Genomic DNA, 23,053 nt, shown 5'->3' with positions numbered 1-23,053 from the left:
AGGTTGACACAGAGAAAGGTTTTAGATTCTCTGTTTAGTTGTAAACCAATTCAAGGATCTGGCTTTGTTGAAAATAAAGAAAACTTCACTTCGTAAATCTTTCGAGGATTTAGGCAAAATCAAAGTGCTTGTGATCGGAGATTTGATTTTGGATGAGTATTTGATTGGCTCTGTCGATAGGATTTCTCCCGAAGCACCGGTTCCTGTGGTATGGGTTCGAAACGAAAAACAATCCTTAGGTGGATCAGGCAATGTAGTACAGAATTTATCATCCCTCGGTGTTGCAGGTGCCGTTTTTGGAAGGATTGGAACCGATAAAGCTGGTGATTCTTTAGAAGGTTTACTCCTCGCAAGTTCGGTTTCTAAAGAAGATTTAGTATTATTAAAATCCAAAACTCTACCTACTATCTTAAAAACAAGGATCATTGCCTCCCACCAACAGATTTGTCGGGTGGACAGAGAGGAAGTAGTTCCTCTGACAAAAGAAGAAGAAAGTTCTGTTCTCAAACAATTTGAATCAAAAATAAAAGAATGTTCTGCTGTCATTTTATCGGATTACGATAAAGGGTATCTGACTCCTTCCCTCATTCAGTCGGTGATTGCCATCTGCAACCGAGAGAAAAAAATCGTGACGGTGGACCCACAAGTCAGCCATTTTTTCTTATATCAAAATATACATATCATGACCCCGAACCACCACGAAGCGGGTAAAGCTTTGTCGAGAAAACTAATGACTGATTCTGAAATCGAAATCGCTTGTCGGGAGATCTCTGAAAAACTCACGCCCGATGCGATGATGATCACTCGTGGGGAAAAAGGAATGTCCATTTATGAAAGAAAGACAGATTCCTTTTACCACATTCCGACAGTTGCCAAGGAAGTTTTTGATGTGACGGGCGCGGGAGATACAGTGATTACTACATACACTGCCTTTGTTGCTACGGGAATGTCTATTGCGGATGCAGCTCTTATTTCCAATGTGAGTGCAGGAATCGTTGTTGGTAAGTTAGGTGCTGCTACTGTCACACAAACCGAAATTGAAGAAGCCTTACAAACATTGGGATATTTGGAAGGAACAACATGAGTTTTTACGAAAATTTAAATTCGAAAATCATTTCCTCCGATCAAATTGAATCCAAAAGAAAGGCTTTAGAAGGAAAACGCATTGTATTTACCAATGGGTGCTTTGATATTTTACACCCTGGTCACGTGAGTTATTTGGCACAGGCTCGTGATTTAGGGGATTTACTATGGATTGGAGTCAATGAAGATGCCAGTGTTAGGCGACTAAAAGGGGAGACTCGCCCCATCAATTCTTGTGAAGACAGAATGACTGTACTTGCGGCTCTTTCCTCTGTGGATTTTGTTTCCTCTTTTGCTGAAGATACCCCTCTCGAAATCCTAAAAAAGGTAAAACCATCCGTCCATTCCAAAGGTGGAGACTACCAAGTGGAAACCCTTCCGGAATACCAAATTTTAAAAGAGATGGGAGCGGATATTCAAATTTTACCCTTTGTCTCAGGAAAATCGACAACCAAGATTTTAGAAAAAGCCAAATCTCCTTCCTAAACGTATTGATTTTGGACCCAAATCCCACCACTCTGTAAAAAACATTCTTTTTTGAGGTCCATTTTGTCCAAGACCAGATATATTTTTATTACCGGTGGTGTTTCCTCTTCTTTAGGAAAAGGCGTTACCGTTGCAGCTCTCGGTTGTTTGTTAGAAGCCAGGGGTTATACCGTCTCTTTACAAAAAATGGATCCCTATATCAACATTGACCCAGGTACAATGAGTCCGTACCAACATGGGGAAGTGTATGTAACCGAAGACGGAGCTGAAACAGATTTAGATTTAGGATATTACGAACGATTTACAAAATCTAAATTTTCTAGAAAAAATTCCGTATCCACGGGGCAAATTTATCACGCGGTGATTGAAAGAGAAAGAAAAGGTGATTATTTAGGAAGAACTGTACAGGTTGTACCACATATCACCAATGAAATTCGTAATCGAATTTACAACCTAACACGCGATCAGGAAACAGACTTTGTGATTGTGGAAATTGGTGGCACTGTGGGTGACATTGAGTCAGTTCCTTTTCTGGAAGCCATTAGACAAATGCGTTACGAACACGGTGCAAACCAAGTGTTGTTTTTGCATCTAACTCTTGTTCCAACCATTACGGCAGCCGGCGAAGCCAAAACCAAACCGACACAACATTCTGTAAAAGAGTTGTTGGCCCTTGGTATCCAACCTGATATTTTAATTTGTAGAATTAACAAACCAATGTCCAAGGAGATGAAAAATAAAATTTCTCTCTTTTGTAACGTAAAAGAACAAAACGTAATCTCTGCTGTTGATATTGATACTTCGATCTACGAAATTCCTCTTATGTATCGGGAAGATAAATTGGATGAAGTGGTTTTAAATGCTCTCGGTATGGACCTTCGAAAACTCAATTTTTCCCAGTGGGAAAATATGGTAAAAAAAATTCGTAATACGAAAAAGACCGTAAAAGTTGCGTTAATTGGGAAATACATTTCTTTGCAAGATGCCTATCGTTCTGTTTATGAATCTCTAGCTCATGGTGGGATTGCTAACGATGTTGAAGTGAATGTGATCAAAATCAATCCAGAAGATATTGATGCAAAGAATATCAAAGAACATTTAAAAGGTGTTCATGGAATTTTGGTTCCTGGTGGTTTTGGCGAACGCGGAATCGAAGGAAAAATTGCTGCCATTCAATATGCAAGAACCAAACAAATTCCATTTTTCGGAATTTGTCTAGGGATGCAATGTGCGGTAATTGAATTTGCAAGAAATGTTCTGGGTTATAAGGATGCTAACTCTACTGAATTTAAACCCAATGTAGATCATCCTGTGATTTCTATGATCGAAGAACAAAAAGAAATCGAACGTATGGGTGGGACCATGCGACTTGGGGCTTATCCTTGTATCGTAAAAAAGGGAAGTCTTGCTTATTCTGAATACAAGGCAGAACGAATTTCGGAAAGACATAGACATAGATTTGAATTCACTTTGCGTTACAAAGATGAATTTGAGAAAAAAGGAATGAATTTAGCTGGATTTTCACCTGATGGAAGTTTGGCGGAGATAGTGGAAGTGGCTAACCATCCATGGTTTGTGGGAGTGCAGTTCCATCCGGAATTTCAATCCAAACCAACAGATCCGCATCCACTTTTTGCCGGATTCATTCGAGCAGCATCCAAACTAGCTAAAAAAACGGAGGATTAAGATGTACGATTTAATTGAAGAAAGAGAATTTTTCGGTAAAAAAATCGGGGGTCGTAATCCCTTCTTTTTAATTTCCGGACCTTGTGTCATGGAAAACAAAGATTTACTCGATAGAGTTTGCGGCGAGATGAAAGCCATTTGTGATGACTTGGGGATTGTTTATATTTTTAAATCCTCCTTTGATAAAGCAAATAGATCTTCCATCAATTCTTACAGGGGACCGGGGCTAGAAGAAGGAAGGAAACTTCTTGATTTTATCAAAAACAAATACAATGTTCCTGTACTCACTGACATCCATGAAACAAACCAAGTGGAGCCTTTAAAAGACACGGTTGATATCTTTCAAATTCCAGCTTTTCTTAGCCGCCAAACCGATCTAATCGCAAAGGCAGCGGAAACTGGAAAATGGGTGAATGTAAAAAAAGGCCAGTTTATGGCTCCAGATGACACTCGTCATATCAAAACAAAAATCCAAGAGTCTGGATCTGAGAAGTATATGGTAACCGAAAGAGGAGCCAGTTTCGGATATGGAAACTTGGTGTTTGACCTTCGTGGAATTCCCATGATGCACAAACATGGAATTCCCATTGTTTTTGATGCCACTCATTCTGCACAACTTCCAGGAGCTGCAGGAAATATCACTGGTGGGGTTCGTGAATTCATTCCTCATATGGTGCGTGGTGCTGTTTCTGTTGGAGTAGAAGGACTTTTTATGGAAGTACATCCTGATCCAGAAAAGGCATTATCGGATGCGACCACACAGTTTCCATTAGCGAAGGCAAAAAATCTTTTAACACAACTTTTGGAATTAGATCGTTTGGTAAAAACCAAGTTTTTAGAGGATTAAACTTTCTTTTATGATGCGAAGGTTTTTGATCCTATTCTTGCTCTTAGCAATTGTTAGTTGCAAGGATAAGGAATACATTCGCATTGATGCAGAAAAAGAATCGGGCTCAATGGTTTCTATGAGAAACTTTTCTCGTTCTTCTTATAAAGAATCGGGGGAATTGGAGTGGGTGTTGAAAGGTGCTGAATCCTATATTTTCCCTAAAGAGAACAAAACCATTGTTTATGGATTTGAGTTCAAACAATTTGAAAAGGGAAACGTGACTTCTGCAATGTTAGGGGACCGAGGGGAAATCAACCATTCTACAAAAACTGTTGTCCTAAGCGGTAAGGTGAGATTAAAAACAAATGATGGAAAATTCATAGAATCAGAGTCACTAACCTATAACTTAGATGAAAAAACATTATCTTCAGAAGAGGATGTTCTCGTTTATTCAGATGGAACCACGATTCGTGGGAAAGGGCTTCGGGCAGATAAAAGTTTAAATAAATTTACGATTATCAAACCTAAAGCTGTGACTGTGGGTGGAAGTAATCCCTTGAAGGAAAAACAATGAAAAAACATATAGTATTGTTTTGTTTTTTTGTTTCAATCCTTCATGCCAATCCATCACCAATACCCGTCTTGTACGGATCGGAAGATCTTTTAAAAAAAGAAAACAATCAATTCTCTCCAGAAAAAAAGAAAGATAAAAAGGATAAAATTCCTGTGATTTGGGGTGGGAGTAGTCTTACCCAAGAAGAACGAACCATCAATGGATTCCCTGTAAAAGTGTTTGTGTTAGGTGGCGGTGCTTATATCATGCATAAAAGTATCAAACTGAGTGCAAGAGAGATCGAAATCATTGGAGAAGATGCACTCATTGGAAATTTGAAAGGACAAGTGATTGTTGAAGACTTTCAAAATGGTGTTACTTTAACCGCATCAAAAGGCGTTTACGATAAAATGGCTGGGACGGTTAGTTTAGAAAATAATCCAGTCCTAAATCAAAAAAAAGATGGCAAGGTTGTCAAAATCCAATGCCAATCCATTGTTCGGTATTTGGAAGAAGCGAAAACGAACTTGGCTGGAAAAGTAGTAGTAACCTCCGACGAATTTCAGGTGTTTGGTGAGGATGCCGTGTTTTCTGAAAAAGAAGATCGGATTGATCTAGCGGGGGAACCATTTCTGTTTTCGGAAAATCGATTCCTGATCGGTAAAACACTCTCTTGTTTTGTAAAAGAAGGGAGTATTCAATTGGATGGGGATGCTACCATTTACCAAGTATCTTACGAAAATAAAAAAGACAAAGAAAAAGATACCACAACCAAAGAACGTGTTGTCACTTTGTTTACAGGTAAAACTCTAACGCACCAGAACAAAGGAAAAGAAACCATTACATCCATGAATGGTGACGCCTTTATGTATCGAACTAGTTCTGAATTTAAAGCCAACTTATTGGAAAGCCGTCGTAATAATAAAGATATCAAAGCCACTGGAAATGTCAGTTATTTGGATCGTGAAAATGGATATCGAATGGAAGGGGGATTACTTTCCTATGACAAAGACAAAGGTTACTCCTATTTAACAGAATCTCCTCGGATCGTTTTTTTGGACAAAAAAGAACTTAGTGAACGAGGCCAGTTAACGGCAGTTTTTTTAGAAAGGTTTGATGAACGTTTTGAAGTTGTTGCTCGAGGTAATGTTCAGGTAGAAACACAAACGGCAACTGCAACCGGGGAATATGCAACTTATTATGAAAAACGGGACGAGTTGGTGTTGGAAGGGAATCCGACTCTTGTAAAAGATAACACCAAAGTCTCTGCAGGAAAGATAGTTCTCTTTCCAAAATCGGACAAAGCCTTCCTCACGGATGGGCTTAAGGTAATACCGAATGGCGAAAAAAAGTAAAATCCAAACGATTCAAAAAGAAATGGATCCGAATGTAAAAACATTCCGGATGGAAAATTTAGTAAAAATCTATAACAAACGTAAGGTTGTAGATGGTGTTAGTTTTTATATCAGAAAAGGCGAAATTGTTGGTCTTCTTGGTCCAAACGGTGCCGGAAAAACCACCAGTTTTTATATGAGTGTTGGTTTTGTGACTCCTGATGAAGGGCATGTATTTATCGACAACGAAGACCTTACGACTGCACCCATGCATATCCGAGCAAGAATGGGTGTGGGGTATTTGGCTCAGGAAGCGAGTATTTTCCGCAAACTGACAGTTGCTGAAAATTTAGAAGCCATTTTGGAAACTATGAATTTGCCAGGTGATGAAATCATTCGTCGCAGGGACGAACTCCTTATGGAACTACAGATCATGCGGGTGGCTAACCAAAAAGGATACACTTTGTCCGGTGGTGAAAGAAGACGTTGTGAAATTGCAAGAGCCCTTGTCACCAATCCAGATTTTATCTTACTTGATGAACCATTTGCTGGTGTGGATCCGATTGCCGTCAAAGACATTCAAAACGTTATCCAATCTCTAAAGGATAGAGGACTAGGGATTTTGATTACAGACCATAACGTAAGAGAAACTTTAAAAATTACAGATAGAGCCTATATCATGTACAGTGGACGAATTTTGATTTCTGGAACTGCTGATGATTTGATAAACGATCCTGAAACTAGAAGAATTTATTTAGGTGAGGATTTTAAACTATAAATGAAACTCGGGGCTTCACTTTCACAACGCCAAACGCAAAAATTAGTGATGACCCAGGACTTACGTCAGTCCATCGAATTATTATCTTTATCTACCTTAGAGCTTTCTGATAAAATTCAAAACGAACTTTTGGAAAATCCACTTTTAGATGAAGTGGGTGCAGATGAAAAAACAAAAATGCCGGAACTTTTTTCTATCGATGAAGTAAAACGATTAGAAAAATTAAATCATGAAAAGAGTACGGATGTCAATTGGCAAGATTCTTATTCCTTAGAAGGCCCGCGTTCTTATGATACGGAAGCTAGTGACAGAAACCAAAAGTACATTGAATCCTCTACACGCGGCGAAACTCTCGAAGAACATTTGTTAAACCAACTAAGACTCATCAAACTGACAAAATTGGAGTTTGAAATTGGTGAAGTCCTTATCAGTATGATTGATGATAAAGGATTTATCACCGACGATTTAGCAGTTGTTTCGAAAGAAATGGGGTATCCTGAAACAAAGTTACGGCGGGTGTTGCAGGTTGTAAATGAACTTGATCCTATTGGGATTGGTGCCAGGGATATGCAGGAAACCCTTCTCATCCAAGGAAAAATTCTTTTCCCCGATAATATCCTTTTGCACCAGTTGATTGGTGAATTTTTATCAGACCTAGAAAAAGTTGATTATAAAAAAATAGCAAAAAATCTTAAAATTACAGAAGAGGAAATTTTAAGTTTAGCAAGGTTGATTAAAAAATTAGAACCTTATCCTGCGACTACCTACCAAGGAAGAAAAATTGATTATGTAGTTGCGGACGTAGTTGTAAAAGCAGTAGGAAACGAGTTTAATATCTTTATAAACGATGAGTGGTTGCCTAAACTTTCGATCCAGGAAGAATATAAAGAACTTTTAAATCACAAATTACCACCCAAAGAAAAGGAATATTTCCAAACAAAATTTAGCTCAGCGCAGTGGCTCATTCGTTCCATCCAACAAAGAAGACAAACTTTACAACGGGTTGTGAGTTGTATCATTGATTTTCAAGTCGACTTTTTTAGAGGCGGAATTGGTTTTATCAAACCTTTAACTCTAAAGGAAGTGGCAGAAAAGTTAAATTTACATGAATCTACAATTTCTCGCATAACAACAAATAAATATATTCAAACTACCTGGGGAATATTTGAACTCAAATGGTTTTTTTCGTCCGGGGTTAAGTCTACCGAAGGTGGAAAAGAAAGTTCTAAAAAAATTCATGAAATCATTCGGAATCTAGTGAAGGATGAAGATGAAAACAATCCTCTCTCAGATCAGGATATCGTTGAACTTATGGAGAAAAAAGGAATTGAAATTGCCCGACGTACGGTGGCAAAATATAGAAAGGTCTTAAGAATCCTTCCTTCGAATGAAAGGAAGAGGATCAGTTCTCTAAAGGGGTAATTCAATGCCAGTTCCAGGGATCACAGTTGATACAATTTTAAGAGATCATGAGGATCTACAATTGAATTTGATCACGGGAGAAGCCGGGTTATCAAATCGAATCAACAATGCTGAAATCAATCGTCCCGGATTATCGCTCACAGGATTTTTTGATTTTTTTGCCAATGATCGCATTCAGATTTTAGGTAAAGGGGAATGGGCTTATCTCAATTCTTTATCAGAAGACAAACTCCATGAAATTACGGAGAAGTTTTTTGAATTCCATTTGAATTGTATTATTTATACACATGGGAATGAACCACAAATTCCCTTTGTCGAAAGAGCCAAAACCAAAGGGATTCCTCTTTTTAAAACAGAAATTGCTACGCATAGATTCATCACTTTAATCTCTCAAATTTTAGATCGTGCCCTTGCGCCAAGAACAATGCGCCATGGAGTACTCATTGAGGTTTTTGGAATTGGAACTTTGCTTACCGGTCGTTCGGGTGTGGGTAAAAGTGAAACTGCCCTTGAACTGATTGAACGTGGTCATAGACTTGTGGCCGATGATATGGTGGAGATTCGCCGTCTGAGTGAAAGTTATCTCATAGGATCTTGTTCCGATTTACTTCGTCACCATATGGAGATTCGTGGCCTTGGAATTTTAAACATCAAAGATCTGTTTGGTGTTGGATCGGTAAGAGATCATAAACTCATTGAACTAATCATTAACTTAAAAGAATGGGAAGAACAAACTTCTGGTGATTATGAACGAACGGGAATCGAACAAAGTATGGAAGAAATTTTAGGTGTTTCTGTTCCGTATATTGAAATACCCGTCAAACCAGGAAGAAACATTCCAATCATTGTAGAAACGGCTGCGATGAACCAACGTCTGCGTAAAATGGGGAAAAACAGCGCTAAAGAATTTTCGAATAAACTAAATACCTATATCCAACAGAATTCCATTGAAACAAATCCAGTTAAAGATTAGAGAAGATAGTTCGGGGCTTCATGCGAGACCTGCCTCTTTATTTGTAAAGATGGCAGCTAGTTTCCCATGTGAAATTTTTGTCCTCAAAGATGATATTGAAGTAAACGGTAAATCCATTATGGGGTTAATGATGTTAGCACTTGGACCTGGAACGGAGTTTTCTGTAAAGGCTGATGGGAAAAGAGAAGAGGAGGCTCTTCTTGCTTTAGAAGCTTTGGTTAGTCGTAATTTTGAAACCAATGCCAATTAGGTTATTCAAACTCATCCCACGTCTCTCTGACGAAAACAGATATTATCTACGTGATATTTTTATTTTTTTCCTTACCTTAGGGATTTCTGTCGGTTTTTCTGAGTTAGTTTTTTTTAGACAAGAGGAAGACATTTCCTTTTTTTCTAAGGTGGATACTTATGTATTCATTCTAATCCCATTTTTTATTTTATCTTTGATTCTCAGTTACGTTTATCGGAATCGACGTAACAGGGAAACGGGAAAAATACGTAGTTCCATTCGGTATCGCCTAACGCTTGCTTTTTTGTTTGTGGCTCTTGTTCCTTCTTTGCCAATATTCATTCTTTCCTCCAACCTAACAGGAAGGTTGATTGAAGGTTTTTACCGTGTTGATATTTCCAATGCACTCAGGTCTGCAAATCTTATCATTCAAAATGAAGAAAAGGAAATTGAATCTGAATTTATCGAAAAAGTAAATATTTTACGTTCTCGTTTGAAAGGACAAAAATCCGACGGTTTCACAGTTTTTCAAAAAGGTATCGAAAATGGACTGTTTGAAAAAAATGAATATTATTTGGGATTTGTAACATCAGGAACTCTGAATTTTGAATCAAAAGGTATTTATCGATACATTTTGGGTTTGGAATTTTTAGAATCAAATCGGCCTGGAATTTATACCTCTCGTTTGTATACGAACGACAAATCTTATTTGTTTTGTAAGTTTTTTTTGGATGAAAGTCGGGAGGTTTATGTTGGTCAAAGGATTCATAAAGGGATGGAAGCCGATGTTTTAAATATCGTGAACGCGACCTCTACCTATGAAAAGGTAAGCCTTTGGAAAGAAAAAATCCCCTTTAGTGTTCGGATTACGATTGCTTCTTTTTCATTTGCGATGTTTCTCATTGCCATTTTGTTTTCTTTTTTATTTGCGAGAAGAATTTCCCGCCCTATCATCAACTTAGCCAATGCCACCAAAAAAGTTTCGTTAGGTGATTCAGACATTCGGTTGGAAAAAACAGAAGAAGGCGAAATGGGAATCCTGATTGATAGTTTCAATCAAATGGTGAGTGACTTGGATGCGAAGTCTGAAGAGTTAATGCATACCCAACGGATTGCAGCTTGGAAAGAAGTTGCGCAGCGTATGGCCCATGAAATTAAAAACCCACTTACTCCCATCCAATTGTCTGCACAAAGGATCCAAAGAAAATTCCAAAATCCAAAATCTGAAAATTTAGAATCCGTTATTTTTGATGCCACTGAAACCATCATTGGGCAAGTGCGAGTGTTAGAACATCTTGTAAAAGAGTTTAGTGAATTTGCACGGATGCCAGTACCTGTGCTGATCAACCAAAAATTAAATCCCATTTTGGAAGAAGCTTTTGCTTTGTTTCGAGATACAACGGATATTGAATTCGAACTAAAGTTAGCAGAAAATTTACCGGAAGTATTTCTGGACAAAAGATTGTTTCTCGGAGTGATCAATAACCTTATCAAAAATGCAGTTGAGGCAATCCAATCTGCAGAAAATTCCAAAGAAGAAATGGACATTTTAAGTCTCAAACGAAAAAAAATTAGAATCATGTCCAAGTTGCAAAAAAAGGCTCTTCGAAAGTCGATTGTGATCGAAATCGATGATTCAGGTCCCGGACTAAAAGAGGAATGGAAAGAAAAAATATTTGAACCTTATTTTTCAACCAAGGAAAATCATGGATCGGGTATCGGGCTTGCCATTGTTCAAAAAACCATAATCGATCATCATGGTCATATTGTTGTAGAAAATTCTAAGTTAGGTGGTTGTAAATTTAGAATTGAACTTCCTTTGGATAATCACTAATGCAAAAACTCATATATATTCTAGATGATGAAAAGGAAATTCGAAAATCATTACGGGTGATTTTGGAAGATGAAGATTATACGGTGGAAGATTTTGCAAATGGGAAAGCTTTATTAAAAGCACTTGCAAAGGAAAGACCTTCACTTGTTTTACTAGATGTTTGGGTTGGTAAAGAAGATGGACTTACCATTTTAGATGAATGTAAAAAACTCTATTCTAGTTTGCCAATTGTTATGATTTCTGGACACGGAACGATTGAGCTTGCAGTCAATGCTACTAAAAAAGGGGCAGTTGACTTTTTAGAAAAACCTCTTTCGATTGAAAAAGTAATCCAAACCATTGAATCAGCATTAGAAAAAACCAAAGATCATGAGATTCCCGAGTTCCAGCTGGAAGTGGATGAAATTTTAGGAGAATCAGCTTCCATCAAACGAGTGAAGTTTGCTATATTCCAAGCAGCACAAACCAATGCCCGAGTTTTTATCTTTGGTGAAAATGGAACGGGAAAAGAATTAACGGCAAGGGCGATCCACCAAAATTCTAAAAGAAAATCAGAACCATACATCGAATTCAATTGTGCTGCCATTCCGGAAGAGACCTTAGAACAAGAGTTATTTGGGTATGAAGTTCATGGAACCCAAACCAAATCCGAAATCAAAATGGGAAAATGGGAAGCAGCTGGGAACGGAACTTTGTTTTTGGATGAGGTTTGTGATCTGCCACTTTCCATCCAATCAAAGGTTTTAAAGGTAATTCTCGAACAAAAACTAGATCGTGTTGGCGGAAAGGATCCAATATCTGTGGATGTTCGTATCATTGCCGCGACCAATTCCAATGTGGAAGAAGCCATCAAGGAAGGACGGTTTCGCGAAGATTTATACTATGCTTTGAGTGTGATTCCATTAGAATTACCGCCGTTACGCGAAAGGAATTTGGACATTCCTTTACTTGCCGAATATTATTTGAAAAAGTCTATTTCGGAAAATAAACTTTCTCCGAAAACCATTGATCGAGATGGTCTTGATGCTCTCACCACTCATTTTTGGCCAGGAAATGTACGAGAACTCGGAAATATTTTAGAACGGTTGAGTATTCTGGTTCCAGGAGATACCATCCGCGCCAAGGATGTAAAGGAAGCTCTACATGGATTTAAAAAAGCCAATGAAATGGTGGCTCGTGGGGATTTGAAACATGCCAAAGAAGAGTTCGAACGCCAATACATCATCAAAACCCTACAAATTTGTGAGGGGAATGTGACAAGAACCTCCAAGGCATTAGGCATTGAAAGAACCCATTTGTATAGAAAATTACGTTCCTTAAATATATCAGTGGAACAGTTGAACGAAGGTTAGTATGGATCAAAAATCAATATTAGGGCGTTTTGCCGACATTCTAACAGAAACAAAATTTTTAATCCAAAACAAATCGGTTTCTGTTTACCGCTTCCAGGAAGAACAAGATCCGAATGACATTGTATTTCCATGGAAATCCAAAGTTCCAGAATCTATTGAAATCCAGAAGAAACAACAAAAAGAAAACCAAAGAAAAAACAAGGATCTTGTTAATTTTTCTTGTACCCTTTGCCAAGGAAAACTGAGTGGTGTACGCCAGTTCCTACATAAAGGAAGGAAACCTGTTCTTGTTCTCCATTATTCTGGGGCAACCAGTCCCAAAGAAAAACCATTTACAAAAACAAAACCCAATCAGATTTTTAAAGACAAACTAACCGAAAGTAGCTGGAACGATCTAATCCAAAAAGTATTTGGGTTTTCTTTTGAAGAGTTTTATTACCAAGAATATCCAGCTTGTAATTTTTCCAATACTGATTCCAAGGAAACAGATTGGCAAACCAGAGTGGAAAATTGTAAATTCCATGTAAAAGATACTGTAGAAGAATATGGGATCAAGTCCATTGTGATTTTGGGTTCATCCGCCAAGCTTTTGTTTGGTGCCGATAAAGCAAAAGAGTTTCTGGGTAAAGAAACCAAGTGGGATTTATCCGGACTCTCCATTCCCATTGTCACAACAAGGTCTCCTGAAGCTCTTGTTTTCCTTGGTGAAAAGGCAAAAAAAGCTGATTCTGAAACAAATCTATTTCAATACGGAAAAGAAAAACAAGAATTGGAAGAAAGTTTTATTTCCCATTTATCTCTTTTAAAACCTTATCTTTAGTATGATCCAATATGCGGAAGTGGCCCTCAATCTATCTTGGGAAAGTCGAACTCTCACTTATGAAATTCCACAAGAAATAAAAACTCTGCCAAGGGGAGTCCGCGTCCTTGTTCCTTTAAATGGAAAAGAATGGGAAGGGGTGGTGATCGAGATTCATTCGAATGAGCCAAATTATGAAACTCTTTCCATTTTAAAACAAATTGATTTAGATCCTGTTCTTACTGAAGAACAATTGGAACTAGCTCATTGGATGGCAGACAGTTATTTATCCTCACTCGGGGAAGCCTTGTTTTTAATGGTTCCCAAAGGGAAAAAACGAAAAAAGGAAAAACCGACTCCCGTCCAAATCCAATCAGATCTGTTACATCCGTTAAACGCTTCGCAGAAAAAAGCCTTGGATGAAATTAATGCAAATGGGAAATCCAACACTCATTTGTTATACGGAATTACAGGAAGCGGGAAAACGGAAGTGTATCTGCATCTGATGGCAGAGATACTCCGAAAACCCAAAGGATCCGTAATTTTTCTTGTTCCTGAAATTTCTCTAACTTATCCCACCATCACAAGGATTGAAAGGATCTTTCCTGGCCAAGTGGCGGTTTTACATTCACATTTAAGAACTTCAGAAAAGTTCCAAAACTATTTGGATTTAAAAGAAGGAAAAAAACGAATTTGTATCGGAACTCGTTCCGCTGTATTTGCTCCTTTGTCCAACATTGCACTTATCATTTTAGATGAAGAACATGATGGTTCTTACAAAGAACATGGCTCTCCGCGGTATCATGTCAGGCAAGTGGCTTTACAAAGAATCTTGAAAACTAACGGTAAATTGTTGTTAGGTTCCGCAACACCGAGTTTAGAAATTTATTATTTAGCAAAAGCAGGTCAGATTGGATATTCTGAACTAAAGGATCGTGCCAATCCTCATGCCAAGTTGCCTACTGTGGAAATTACAGAGAAAAAAGAAGATAACGAACTTCTTTCGGGGGACTTACAATTTAAAGTGGCGGATCGATTGAAAAAAGAAGAACAAACCATCATTCTTCTCAATCGTCGGGGTTATAACCCTTTTATTTATTCCACAACCACAAAAGAATTTGTCCATTGTCCGAAATGTACAGCAACTCTTTGTTACCATTCAGATAAAACCGTTCGCTGCCATCTTTGTGGGTACAAGTCTACCTTACATAATTTAAAACAGATTCACGGAGATGATTTGGATTTGTTTGGAGCTGGAACACAAAAATTAGAAGAGTATTTACTTTCTCATTTTCCGAAAGCAAGGATCGAACGTTTAGACCAAGACAGTTCCAAAAACAAAGAAGTCACCCGCGATGTCCTAGAAAAGTTAGGCGAAGGAAATTTAGACATCCTTACCGGAACGCAAATGATTGCTAAAGGACTTGATTATGCAAACGTCACTCTTGTCGGAATTTTAAATGCCAACCATGGTCTGGGTGTTCCTGATTTTCGCAGTAGCGAAAGAACTTATTCTCTCATTTCGCAGGTGGCGGGAAGGGCAGGACGGGGAGAGAAAAAAGGCGAAGTAATCATCCAATCCAATGATCCCGAACACCCTGTTCTCAAGATGGCAATGGAACAAAACTATCCTGCTTTTTTTGAATGGGAACTTGTTTTTAGAAGAGATTTATCCTATCCACCTTTTTCTCGTTTGGCGAGACTTGTCTTTCGGTCTAAATATGAAGAAATTGCAAACAAACAATCTGTTCTTTATTCTGAACTTTTAAAAGAAAATATGGATGCATCCATCACCCTGCTTGGACCAAGCCAATGTCCTTTTTATAAGATTGATAATAACTTTAGATACCATATCTTGTTAAAATCGAAATCCATTACCTCACTTCGCAATCTTTTACGTGAAACCAAAACCAAATTTAAAACAGATTCCAAATGTTATATTGAATATGATTTGGATCCTCTGGAACTTGTTTAATAGGAAAAATTTATGAAACTTTCAATTGGATACTTTGGATCCCCAGAACATTCCAAGGAATTACTCTCTATCTTACTTGATGCTGGATTTACAGTAGACTTTGTTGTGACCAACATCGACAAACCTGTGGGAAGAAAACAAATCATCACACCAACTCCCGTCAAGGAACTTGCGATCGCGAAAGGCATTCCAGTCATCCAATCGCCGAAACTCCGAACCGATGAGGAAGCCCAAAAACAAATTTTATCATACGGTTCTCCTGTTCATATTGTGTATGCTTACGGATCGATTGTTCCTGAAATTGTGTTCCAAGATCCGAAATTCGGAAGCATCAACCTGCATGGAAGTTTGCTCCCAAAATACCGCGGCGCTTCCCCTGTCCAAAGTTTTCTTTTGAGTGGAGAGGAGAGTTCAGGATTTACGATTCAATTTTTAGCGAAGGAAGTCGACTCAGGAGATATCATTTCTCAAAAATCTTGGAAGGTGACAGATTCAGAAACCACCGCATCTCTTTTGCAGTCGATTACCAAGGAAGGGGGAGCCGAACTCATTCGGCTTTTGCGAGAATTAGAATCCAAAGAATCTCCTTGGGTGGCAAAACCGCAGAATGCAACCGAAGCGACCCACTGCAAAAAAATCACCGCGAGTGACCGCCCCATCCAATGGTCGGAACCTGCCAAAAACATCAACAACCGGATCCGAGCCCTCTATCCAGATCCATTGGCCGTGACTGAATTTCGGGGGAAAAAATTGATCCTGATTTCATCCTTTCTTTTAAAAGAGGATGAGGAACCGGTTCCTATCCCTTTGGATCTAAGTCCTGGTTCCTTTTTTCTATACCAGAAAAAAAGGCTTTTCTGCCTCTGTGGAGACGGAAACCTGCTTGGTATAGATACCTTACAACCCGAAGGGAAAAAACCCATGAAAGGATTTGAGTTTTTCAATGGGGCGCGGGTTTTAGCCGGAGAATCATTTACGTGAAAGAAAAGTTTCTAAAAATCCTACCTTACAGTGGTTATGTTCTATTTGTTGGTTTAGGGCTCCTTGTTTTTTTTGTGGCAGCTTTTATGGTAGTAGTGGTGCGAACCAAAGAAGAACAAAAGGTGATGATGCCTTATGTGATTGGTAAAAACTACATTGAGGTCCATAACGAATTACAAAGACTCCAACTCAAAGTCCGTTTAGAAACCCAAAGAATTCCAGAAAAAACTGATGGAATCATTCTCGCACAATCCATTGATCCAGGTAAGGAAGTGGAAGCAGGATCCAAACTCTATCTCACTGTGAATATTGGATTTGATCGAGTCACTATCCCTGACGTGAAAGGCCAAGATTTAAAAAGAGCCAAGGCTATTTTAGAAAAAGTACTTTCTGGTGAAGTCTACGTTCCTTTACAAATTGGTGGGATCACTTATGTGCCAGCAGTGGGTGATGAACCTGCCGACACCATCGTTGACCAAATTCCTGGTCCTGGGAAAGAAACACATTCCGGCGAAAAAATCTACTTACTCGTAACAGAACCCAATACAGAAAAAAAATCCAACCAGTCAGCAAATGATCCATTGGATTCCACAAAGTTTGTGGGAACTCCGGTTCCGTTTGTTGTCGATTTTTTACAAAGAAAAAAGATCCCTTACCGTTTGAAAGAAGCCACCAAACCAGAGTTTCGTGATTCACATGGTCTTGTTTCTTCTTTTGAATTAAAACCAACAGGTGCAGAAGTGGGTGCTTTCTTTTTAAAACCATCCGAGTCTCTCGTTCAAGATTATGAATTTCTTGAGTATGAAGTAGATGATGACGATCTCTACTCAGCCAAAGTAAGTTATACAAAACCTGGGGAAGATACAGAGATCGAAAAAGAAATTTTAACCAACCAAAAACTAAAAGAAGATGAGCCGGTTCGTTTTCTCATCCATAGAGCAGGCAATGTAAAAATCACTTTAATCGGTAAAGAAACCGGTGTGGCAAAGGTTTGGAAATTAAAGGGAACTTATTAATATGAAAATTTCTGCATCAATCCTCGCAGCAAAACTTACGGGACTCTCTCAGGAGCTTCCCACTTACAAAAAAGAAAATATCGATCTCATTCATATCGATGTGATGGACGGAAACTTTGTCCCACAAATTTCCTTTGGAGAGGCTTTTACCAAAGAAGTCAAATCCCATACGAATATTCCTTTAGATGTGCACCTTATGGTGAGTAATCCTGAGCTCCATGTTCCTAAATACTTTGACCTAAATCCCTATTGTATTACCTTTCATATTGAAACTACGAACTTCTCTGTGAGACTTGCAGAAGAGATCCGAAAAGCAGGAATCAAAGTGGGGGTTTCTCTCAACCCACAAACACCTCCAGAATCCATCTCCCAAATCCTTCCTTATTTGGATCTTGTGTTACTCATGACTGTGGATCCTGGATTTTACGGGCAGTCCTTTGTGAAATCAGGATTCGAAAAAATTGCTGCCGTTCGGAAACTCACTAAGCCTTACAATATTGAATTGGAAGTGGATGGTGGCGTGAACGAAGCCAATATGGAAGAATTGGCAAAACTCGGTGTGGACATCACGGTTGTGGGTTCTGGACTCTATAAAACAGGGGATCCAAACGCACAGGGCAAAAAATTAAAGGATCTCGCTGCAAGTGCTAGAACTCGCTCTTGACATATCGTCCCTATTCAAAAAACTCGCTATAAAAGGGGTATTTTTCCTTGGTTAAATTAAGATTACAAAGAACGGGAACAAAAGCAGACCCGCACTATCGCATCGTAGCAGCTGATATCCGTGCTCCGCGTGACGGAAAGTTCATTGAAGCGATTGGGCATTTTCACCCATCCACTTCCTCTGTTAAAAAAGCAACTTTCAATGAAGAAAAAACTCTTTCTTGGCTTAAAAAAGGTGCTCAACCTACTGATACAGTTCTTGCTCTTTTGAAAAAAGACGACGTTTGGTCAAAGTTCAAAGGTTAATTGATACATGGAATCCTTAGTTCGTTATATCGTTACATCTCTCGTTGACCAACCAGAACAAGTGGCTGTCAACCAAGTCCCCGGAGAGGAAGAAACAGTGATCGAACTTCGGGTAGCAGCGAAAGACCTAGGTAAGGTGATCGGAAAAAACGGAAGGATTGCAAAATCTTTACGAACTGTATTACAGGCAGCCGGAACCAAACAAGGCAAAAACTATACCTTAGAAATTGTCGACTAAACCAAGTTTAGTGAAAGTGGGGGTCATCGGATCCTCACATGGAATCAAAGGGTTCATCAAACTTTTTACAGAAGGTGACACCCTAAATTCCGTAAAACCTCCAATCATCTGCACTGTAGAGGATCCTCGTGGGAACCAGTCCACCATTCAAATCGACGAGATCAAACTGAATGGAAATCATTACCTTTTAAAACTAAAGGGTTTTGAAACACCGGAAACTGTGATCAAATACCGTGGATTTTCTTTGTTATGGAAAAGAGACGAACTTCCTAAACCGACTGATGGTGAAATCTACACTGAAGATCTAGTGGGACTACTTGCCATCTCCAAAGAAACAAATCTTTCTCTGGATTATGTTGTGACCCAAGTCATTGACAATCCCGCTCATCCCATTTTGGAACTAAAACCAAAAAACGGCGAAGGGGAAACTGTCCTCATTCCTTTCCTCAATCGGTTTGTCGGTGATTGGAACTTGGAAACCAAAACTTTAGAAATCATAGGCTGGGAGCAGTGGATTGAAGTTTAATTTCATCACTCTTTTCCCAGAAAAAATCACCTCCTATTTTGATACCGGAATCCCCGGGAAAGCGGTGAAACAAGGGGTGGTCGAGATCAATACCGTCCATCTCCGTGACTTCGCAGACAACAAACACCAAAAGGTGGATGACACCATCTATGGGGGTGGCCCGGGCATGCTTTTGCAAGTGGGTCCGATTTACAGGGCCTTAGAATCCCTTGGCGAAGATAAAGGGAAGGTCATCCTCCTTAGCCCTTCGGGGGAACTTTTCAACCAAACCCTCGCTCGAGAGATTTACGAGTCCTCAGAAACCATTACCTTAATTTCTGGGTATTACGAAGGGGTCGACCATCGTGTCGCGGAGCATTTAATTGACAGGGAAGTGGCCATTGGAAACTATGTTATTTCATCGGGGGATTTAGCTGCTCTCGTTGTTGCCGATTGCCTTTCTCGGTTTGTTCCGGGGTTTTTAGGAAAAGAAGAAAGCCTTCTCGAAGAATCGCACAACGAAACGGAAGAATTAGAATACCCCCAGTATACAAAACCCTATGATTTTATGGGTTGGACTGTTCCAGATGTGCTCCTCGGTGGACATCATGAAGAGATCCGGAAATGGCGGCAAAAAAACCGCAAAACAAGAAATCATTCTTAGAGGAAGTCATGAATCAGATTCTAGAAACAGCACTCGCAGGCGAAGCAAAGAACGAACTTAATTTCGAAATTGGTGATACTGTAAAAGTTCACTACAAAATCGTTGAATCTGGTAAAGAGCGGGTTCAGGTTTACGAAGGCGTTGTGATCTCCATTGCAAACAAATCACAAAGCAAAACGTTTACTGTAAGACGAGTTTCTTATGATATCGGAGTGGAAAGAATTTTCCCACTTCATAGCCCAAGAATTGCAAAGATTGAGCTCGTTCGTAAAGGATCTGTTCGTCGTGCAAAACTTTTCTATCTCCGTGATAAAAAAGGAAAAGCGGGACGTATCAAAGAAAGAAAAGGCGGTCAAGCGATCGTTGCTAGAGATAAAAAGAGACAAGATGAGGCTTCTAAAGCTGCTCTTGCTCAAGCAAAAGCTGCAGAAGCAGAAGCACCTAGCGCATAATTTCTCTTGAAACGGTCGTTACGCGACCGTTCTTTCCTGAATTTCAAATCCCTCACCTGACCTGTTTTTCACTGGATGAAGCAGGTCGTGGTACGCTCGCCGGCCCAGTATCCGTGGGTTGTGTTTCCTTCTCCCTTTCCACCTTAGAAAAAATCAAAAACGGTGAAATCCTAAAAGGACTTCGCGATTCCAAAAAAATTCCTGAACCCAAACGAATGGAACTCCGTACAGAAATTCTAAAGTATGTTTCTTATTTTCGTGTGACCTTTGTGAGTGCAAAGTTCATTGATCAGTTCAATATCAATCAGGCTATTTTTTATGGGATGAACCGGTGTTTGCCGACAAACCCAGAACCATTCGAACCAAACAGAAAGATGAATGAAAAATTGAATTTGTCCGCTTCTACTAATGAAGAAAAGACAAATCGCAATGAAGACAAATTGTTAATCAGTCGACCTTATCTCCTCGCTGATGGAAATTATAAACTAAAGATCACAAAACCCATCGAAGGTTATTTCTCTCTTCCGAAAGGAGATGATTTGATCCCTTCCATTTCTGCGGCCTCCATCCTTGCTAAAACCTATCGGGACGAATATATGGAAAAAATGGATGTAAAATACCCAGGTTATGGGTTTGCCAAACACAAAGGGTATGGAACCGAAGAACATAGAGAGGCCCTTATGAAACTGGGAATTTCTCCCATACACAGGTTGAGTTTTTGTAAATTTCTCCGACATGATGGGAGTGAGCCCACTCTTTTCTAATCTTAGCCCTCTGCCTTTGTTTTTCTCTATGGGAAAACTGGCCCACCAGAGAAAGGATCAGTTTTTCTCAAAAGAAACTAGCACCTCACAACTAGGACTCCTCCCTTTGGAAGGCAATCGTTCCAAGTCCAAAACTAGTGCTTCGCAATCACAGGATCCTAATCATTCTATCTCTCTCCAAACAAAAGGAATCGATCAGGAAGTCCAAACCAATCCAGGGAAAGTAGTGAATCGTTTGCGTTGGGCCCAGTGGATGGCGGCACAATCAGATTCCAAAACGCTTGAGGTTTCGGATCTAAAACCCCTTTGGAATTATCTGCTAGGAGAAACAGGATTTTCTGACCTTATTTCTTACATTGATCCGGATGCGAAAGAATCATTACAAATGGTTGTCGAACCGAAAAACAAAGGTTTGGTTCTTTATGTATTTTGGGAATCCAAAGAGACTGGTGCTATGGGAATCCAGTTCCATTATGATCCTGAAAAAGAAAAACCAATCCTCGTACAACTCACTACAGAAAGATCTTTCCAAGGAGAGGACTTCACAAAGTCATTTGTGGGTCTGATTCGGGACTTTCCCCAAATTCGTTCGGTGCAAATGGAAACTTGGAAGGAAGAATCCTTTAACGGAGATTATAGATGAAACAAAAAATGGCAGCCCTTGCTTATGATCCGATCCGTCATGCGGCACCGAAACTTGTGGCGAAAGCAGAAGGAAGACTTGCAGAGAATTTGATTCGCATCGCACGTGAGTCGGGAGTTCTTATCATTCAAGATGAAGTGATGATACAAACCTTAGATCATCTCCCTAATGGGAAAGAAATTCCCAGGGATTTGTATGAAGCAGTGGCTGCAGTCTTTCGAATCCTTGTTTTAGAGAGACAAAAGAAAAACAATTGAAGTTTCTACGCTTCTTACTAGGATTTACGCAATTATGCGGAAAATCTCTATACGTGACTTAGAACCTGGATCCAAGTATACTAAGTCAATTTATCTGGATAAGGATACTGTTTTTGTCGGTGCTGATCAACCCATCACACAACAAGACTTAGACCGATTGGTTCAATTTGGCATTACCTTTGTTCTAACGGACGGGGAAAGGTTGATGGCCGATGGAGGGGACAAAACCTCAGCAGGTACAGGGCCTGGGTACTTCGATACCAACCTTCCTTTTTACCAGGATGATGAAAATTCCACACGATATAAATATTTATTAGAAAAAGCAAATACCACCAAAGTGGAATTCAATGCTGTTTTTAAAGATTGTTTTGATTTGGTTCAAAAAACTTACAAGTCAGCATCTGAAGGTCGTTATACGGAGATTCGAGAGTTTCGGGAAATTGCAGAAAGGATTGCAGACCATACCAAAGCAAACGCACAAATTCCCATTTTACTTTTGTCCCATTCCCACTCAGGTTATTTTTTATACACTCACATCTGTTATGCGACATTTTTTTCCGTCATGCTTGGAAACTTTTTAGAGTTTTCTCGACCCAAACTGATTGATTTGGCATTAGCCTCTCTTTTTGCCGACATTGGAATGGTGACGGTTCCTGAAGAAGTATCTGAAAAAAAAGGTGCTCTTTCCGAACTGGATCTCAAAACCATCAAACGCCATCCAGTGACCGGTTACCAAATCCTCACCCAAAGATTGAAGTTAAAAAACTCACTCGCTATTGTTGCCTTACAACATCATGAAGCTGTGGATGGTTCTGGTTATCCTCAGAGAATTTTAGCCAACCAAATTGAAGAACTCACAAAAGTATTTATGATTGCCGATCAATTTGCTGCCATGATCCACCCAAGGCCCTATAGACAGGCCATTCTTCCTTATGAAGCAATGAAGATTATGATCAGCGAAAACGTGAACCGTTTTGATTTAAAAATGGTAAGACTATTTTTAAATAAACTTTCTATGTTCCCTGTGGGGTCCGGAGTCATTCTTTCTGACCTCAGAATGGGTATGGTCATTGAATCCAATAAAGACAAACCCCTTCGTCCCGTCATTCGAGTCACAAAAGATGCGGAAGGAAAACGCCTAAAACATTTAGAATTTGTGGATCTGATGAAGGATCTAAATCTCTATATCCAACAAGCCATTCCCTTTTCTCAGATTTATTAAAAGTAAATC

26 protein-coding genes are annotated in these 23,053 nt (G+C 39.2%); all 26 read left to right on the top strand.

The genetic code is table 11. The features are described 5' to 3' along the window. Window positions 1–64: 64 nt before the first annotated feature. The 26 genes from rfaE1 to EHQ70_RS03305 all read left to right on the top strand — a co-directional run bounded on the left by rfaE1 (window position 65) and on the right by EHQ70_RS03305 (window position 23,044). Entirely contained in the window at window positions 65–1,084 is a 1,020-nt protein-coding gene (rfaE1, locus tag EHQ70_RS03430; protein ID WP_425270008.1) for a D-glycero-beta-D-manno-heptose-7-phosphate kinase, read from the top strand. Further along, complete coding sequence (gene rfaE2, locus EHQ70_RS03425; RefSeq protein WP_135583531.1) at window positions 1,081–1,569, top strand: D-glycero-beta-D-manno-heptose 1-phosphate adenylyltransferase; 489 nt, start codon at window positions 1,081–1,083, stop codon at window positions 1,567–1,569. The genes rfaE1 and rfaE2 overlap by 4 nt, the downstream gene beginning before the upstream one ends. Before the next feature lie 63 nt (window positions 1,570–1,632). Continuing rightward, on the top strand, window positions 1,633–3,255 hold the full coding sequence (locus EHQ70_RS03420; RefSeq protein WP_135583530.1) for a CTP synthase: 1,623 nt from the start codon (window positions 1,633–1,635) through the stop codon (window positions 3,253–3,255). A gap of 1 nt (window position 3,256) precedes the next feature. Then, entirely contained in the window at window positions 3,257–4,102 is an 846-nt protein-coding gene (kdsA, locus tag EHQ70_RS03415) for a 3-deoxy-8-phosphooctulonate synthase (RefSeq protein ID WP_135583529.1), read from the top strand. A 10-nt stretch (window positions 4,103–4,112) separates the two neighbouring features. After that, the gene (lptC, locus tag EHQ70_RS03410; RefSeq protein ID WP_135583528.1) at window positions 4,113–4,658 is read left to right on the top strand and encodes an LPS export ABC transporter periplasmic protein LptC; all 546 of its coding nucleotides are present in this window, start codon (window positions 4,113–4,115) and stop codon (window positions 4,656–4,658) included. Next, window positions 4,655–5,992, top strand: a complete 1,338-nt coding sequence (locus tag EHQ70_RS03405) for an LptA/OstA family protein (RefSeq protein ID WP_135583527.1) — start codon at window positions 4,655–4,657, stop codon at window positions 5,990–5,992. Before lptC ends, EHQ70_RS03405 begins: the two co-directional genes overlap by 4 nt. A gap of 49 nt (window positions 5,993–6,041) precedes the next feature. Then, a complete protein-coding gene (gene lptB / locus EHQ70_RS03400; RefSeq protein WP_135584325.1) occupies window positions 6,042–6,749 on the top strand; it encodes an LPS export ABC transporter ATP-binding protein in 708 nt (235 codons plus the stop codon). Next, a complete protein-coding gene (gene rpoN, locus EHQ70_RS03395) occupies window positions 6,750–8,171 on the top strand; it encodes an RNA polymerase factor sigma-54 (protein WP_135583526.1) in 1,422 nt (473 codons plus the stop codon). Window positions 8,172–8,175: 4 nt separating this feature from the next. Next, window positions 8,176–9,144: an HPr(Ser) kinase/phosphatase gene (gene hprK / locus EHQ70_RS03390; RefSeq protein ID WP_135583525.1), complete on the top strand. Its 969-nt coding sequence runs from the start codon at window positions 8,176–8,178 to the stop codon at window positions 9,142–9,144. Next, window positions 9,119–9,394, top strand: a complete 276-nt coding sequence (locus EHQ70_RS03385) for an HPr family phosphocarrier protein (RefSeq protein ID WP_135583524.1) — start codon at window positions 9,119–9,121, stop codon at window positions 9,392–9,394. Before hprK ends, EHQ70_RS03385 begins: the two co-directional genes overlap by 26 nt. Beyond that, on the top strand, window positions 9,384–11,207 hold the full coding sequence (locus EHQ70_RS03380; RefSeq protein ID WP_135583523.1) for an LIC_11548 family sensor histidine kinase: 1,824 nt from the start codon (window positions 9,384–9,386) through the stop codon (window positions 11,205–11,207). The genes EHQ70_RS03385 and EHQ70_RS03380 overlap by 11 nt, the downstream gene beginning before the upstream one ends. Beyond that, a complete protein-coding gene (locus EHQ70_RS03375) occupies window positions 11,207–12,559 on the top strand; it encodes a sigma-54-dependent transcriptional regulator (RefSeq protein ID WP_135583522.1) in 1,353 nt (450 codons plus the stop codon). The genes EHQ70_RS03380 and EHQ70_RS03375 overlap by 1 nt, the downstream gene beginning before the upstream one ends. 1 nt (window position 12,560) lies before the next feature. Continuing rightward, window positions 12,561–13,379: a hypothetical protein gene (locus EHQ70_RS03370; RefSeq protein ID WP_135583521.1), complete on the top strand. Its 819-nt coding sequence runs from the start codon at window positions 12,561–12,563 to the stop codon at window positions 13,377–13,379. A 1-nt stretch (window position 13,380) separates the two neighbouring features. Then, entirely contained in the window at window positions 13,381–15,333 is a 1,953-nt protein-coding gene (gene priA / locus EHQ70_RS03365; protein ID WP_135583520.1) for a replication restart helicase PriA, read from the top strand. A 12-nt stretch (window positions 15,334–15,345) separates the two neighbouring features. Beyond that, window positions 15,346–16,314, top strand: coding sequence for a methionyl-tRNA formyltransferase (gene fmt / locus EHQ70_RS03360; RefSeq protein WP_135583519.1), 969 nt, complete (start codon window positions 15,346–15,348; stop codon window positions 16,312–16,314). After that, window positions 16,311–17,330, top strand: coding sequence for a PASTA domain-containing protein (locus EHQ70_RS03355; protein WP_135583518.1), 1,020 nt, complete (start codon window positions 16,311–16,313; stop codon window positions 17,328–17,330). The genes fmt and EHQ70_RS03355 overlap by 4 nt, the downstream gene beginning before the upstream one ends. A gap of 1 nt (window position 17,331) precedes the next feature. Next, window positions 17,332–17,994 (top strand): ribulose-phosphate 3-epimerase, encoded by a 663-nt coding sequence (gene rpe, locus EHQ70_RS03350; protein ID WP_135583517.1) that lies wholly within the window; start codon window positions 17,332–17,334, stop codon window positions 17,992–17,994. A gap of 47 nt (window positions 17,995–18,041) precedes the next feature. After that, window positions 18,042–18,299 carry a 30S ribosomal protein S16 gene (rpsP, locus tag EHQ70_RS03345; RefSeq protein WP_002973959.1) on the top strand — a complete coding sequence of 86 codons (258 nt, stop codon included), beginning with the start codon at window positions 18,042–18,044 and terminating at the stop codon, window positions 18,297–18,299. 7 nt (window positions 18,300–18,306) lie between these two features. Continuing rightward, entirely contained in the window at window positions 18,307–18,537 is a 231-nt protein-coding gene (locus EHQ70_RS03340) for a KH domain-containing protein (RefSeq protein WP_002974362.1), read from the top strand. Then, entirely contained in the window at window positions 18,527–19,063 is a 537-nt protein-coding gene (gene rimM, locus EHQ70_RS03335) for a ribosome maturation factor RimM (RefSeq protein ID WP_135583516.1), read from the top strand. Before EHQ70_RS03340 ends, rimM begins: the two co-directional genes overlap by 11 nt. Beyond that, window positions 19,053–19,706, top strand: a complete 654-nt coding sequence (trmD, locus tag EHQ70_RS03330) for a tRNA (guanosine(37)-N1)-methyltransferase TrmD (RefSeq protein WP_135583515.1) — start codon at window positions 19,053–19,055, stop codon at window positions 19,704–19,706. Before rimM ends, trmD begins: the two co-directional genes overlap by 11 nt. 8 nt (window positions 19,707–19,714) lie before the next feature. Next, window positions 19,715–20,158 carry a 50S ribosomal protein L19 gene (gene rplS, locus EHQ70_RS03325; RefSeq protein ID WP_167481685.1) on the top strand — a complete coding sequence of 148 codons (444 nt, stop codon included), beginning with the start codon at window positions 19,715–19,717 and terminating at the stop codon, window positions 20,156–20,158. Window positions 20,159–20,271: 113 nt separating this feature from the next. Continuing rightward, window positions 20,272–20,922, top strand: coding sequence for a ribonuclease HII (locus tag EHQ70_RS03320; protein ID WP_244288206.1), 651 nt, complete (start codon window positions 20,272–20,274; stop codon window positions 20,920–20,922). Next, complete coding sequence (locus EHQ70_RS03315) at window positions 20,903–21,565, top strand: hypothetical protein (RefSeq protein WP_135583512.1); 663 nt, start codon at window positions 20,903–20,905, stop codon at window positions 21,563–21,565. The genes EHQ70_RS03320 and EHQ70_RS03315 overlap by 20 nt, the downstream gene beginning before the upstream one ends. After that, window positions 21,562–21,822, top strand: coding sequence for an EscU/YscU/HrcU family type III secretion system export apparatus switch protein (locus tag EHQ70_RS03310; protein ID WP_135583511.1), 261 nt, complete (start codon window positions 21,562–21,564; stop codon window positions 21,820–21,822). Before EHQ70_RS03315 ends, EHQ70_RS03310 begins: the two co-directional genes overlap by 4 nt. Window positions 21,823–21,856: 34 nt before the next feature. Beyond that, window positions 21,857–23,044, top strand: coding sequence for an HD-GYP domain-containing protein (locus EHQ70_RS03305; protein WP_135583510.1), 1,188 nt, complete (start codon window positions 21,857–21,859; stop codon window positions 23,042–23,044). Window positions 23,045–23,053 lie beyond the last annotated feature (9 nt).

The organism is Leptospira congkakensis, from assembly GCF_004770265.1.
Lineage (GTDB): Bacteria > Spirochaetota > Leptospiria > Leptospirales > Leptospiraceae > Leptospira_A > Leptospira_A congkakensis.
Note: the sequence above shows the minus strand (reverse complement) of the source record. Positions and strands in the feature narration are given on the sequence as shown.

Excerpts from the sequence above, each read along its gene's own strand:
- lptC (WP_135583528.1), top strand. The coding sequence starts at position 4,113 with ATGATGCGAAGGTTTTTGATCCTATTCTTGCTCTTAGCAATTGTTAGT.
- EHQ70_RS03370 (WP_135583521.1), top strand. The coding sequence starts at position 12,561 with ATGGATCAAAAATCAATATTAGGGCGTTTTGCCGACATTCTAACAGAA.
- priA (WP_135583520.1), top strand. The coding sequence starts at position 13,381 with ATGATCCAATATGCGGAAGTGGCCCTCAATCTATCTTGGGAAAGTCGA.
- rpoN (WP_135583526.1), top strand. The coding sequence starts at position 6,750 with ATGAAACTCGGGGCTTCACTTTCACAACGCCAAACGCAAAAATTAGTG.
- fmt (WP_135583519.1), top strand. The coding sequence starts at position 15,346 with ATGAAACTTTCAATTGGATACTTTGGATCCCCAGAACATTCCAAGGAA.
- hprK (WP_135583525.1), top strand. The coding sequence starts at position 8,176 with ATGCCAGTTCCAGGGATCACAGTTGATACAATTTTAAGAGATCATGAG.
- EHQ70_RS03310 (WP_135583511.1), top strand. The coding sequence starts at position 21,562 with ATGAAACAAAAAATGGCAGCCCTTGCTTATGATCCGATCCGTCATGCG.
- EHQ70_RS03405 (WP_135583527.1), top strand. The coding sequence starts at position 4,655 with ATGAAAAAACATATAGTATTGTTTTGTTTTTTTGTTTCAATCCTTCAT.
- kdsA (WP_135583529.1), top strand. The coding sequence starts at position 3,257 with ATGTACGATTTAATTGAAGAAAGAGAATTTTTCGGTAAAAAAATCGGG.
- EHQ70_RS03340 (WP_002974362.1), top strand. The coding sequence starts at position 18,307 with ATGGAATCCTTAGTTCGTTATATCGTTACATCTCTCGTTGACCAACCA.
- rplS (WP_167481685.1), top strand. The coding sequence starts at position 19,715 with ATGAATCAGATTCTAGAAACAGCACTCGCAGGCGAAGCAAAGAACGAA.
- EHQ70_RS03305 (WP_135583510.1), top strand. The coding sequence starts at position 21,857 with ATGCGGAAAATCTCTATACGTGACTTAGAACCTGGATCCAAGTATACT.
- lptB (WP_135584325.1), top strand. The coding sequence starts at position 6,042 with ATGGAAAATTTAGTAAAAATCTATAACAAACGTAAGGTTGTAGATGGT.
- EHQ70_RS03375 (WP_135583522.1), top strand. The coding sequence starts at position 11,207 with ATGCAAAAACTCATATATATTCTAGATGATGAAAAGGAAATTCGAAAA.
- rfaE2 (WP_135583531.1), top strand. The coding sequence starts at position 1,081 with ATGAGTTTTTACGAAAATTTAAATTCGAAAATCATTTCCTCCGATCAA.
- rpe (WP_135583517.1), top strand. The coding sequence starts at position 17,332 with ATGAAAATTTCTGCATCAATCCTCGCAGCAAAACTTACGGGACTCTCT.
- EHQ70_RS03380 (WP_135583523.1), top strand. The coding sequence starts at position 9,384 with ATGCCAATTAGGTTATTCAAACTCATCCCACGTCTCTCTGACGAAAAC.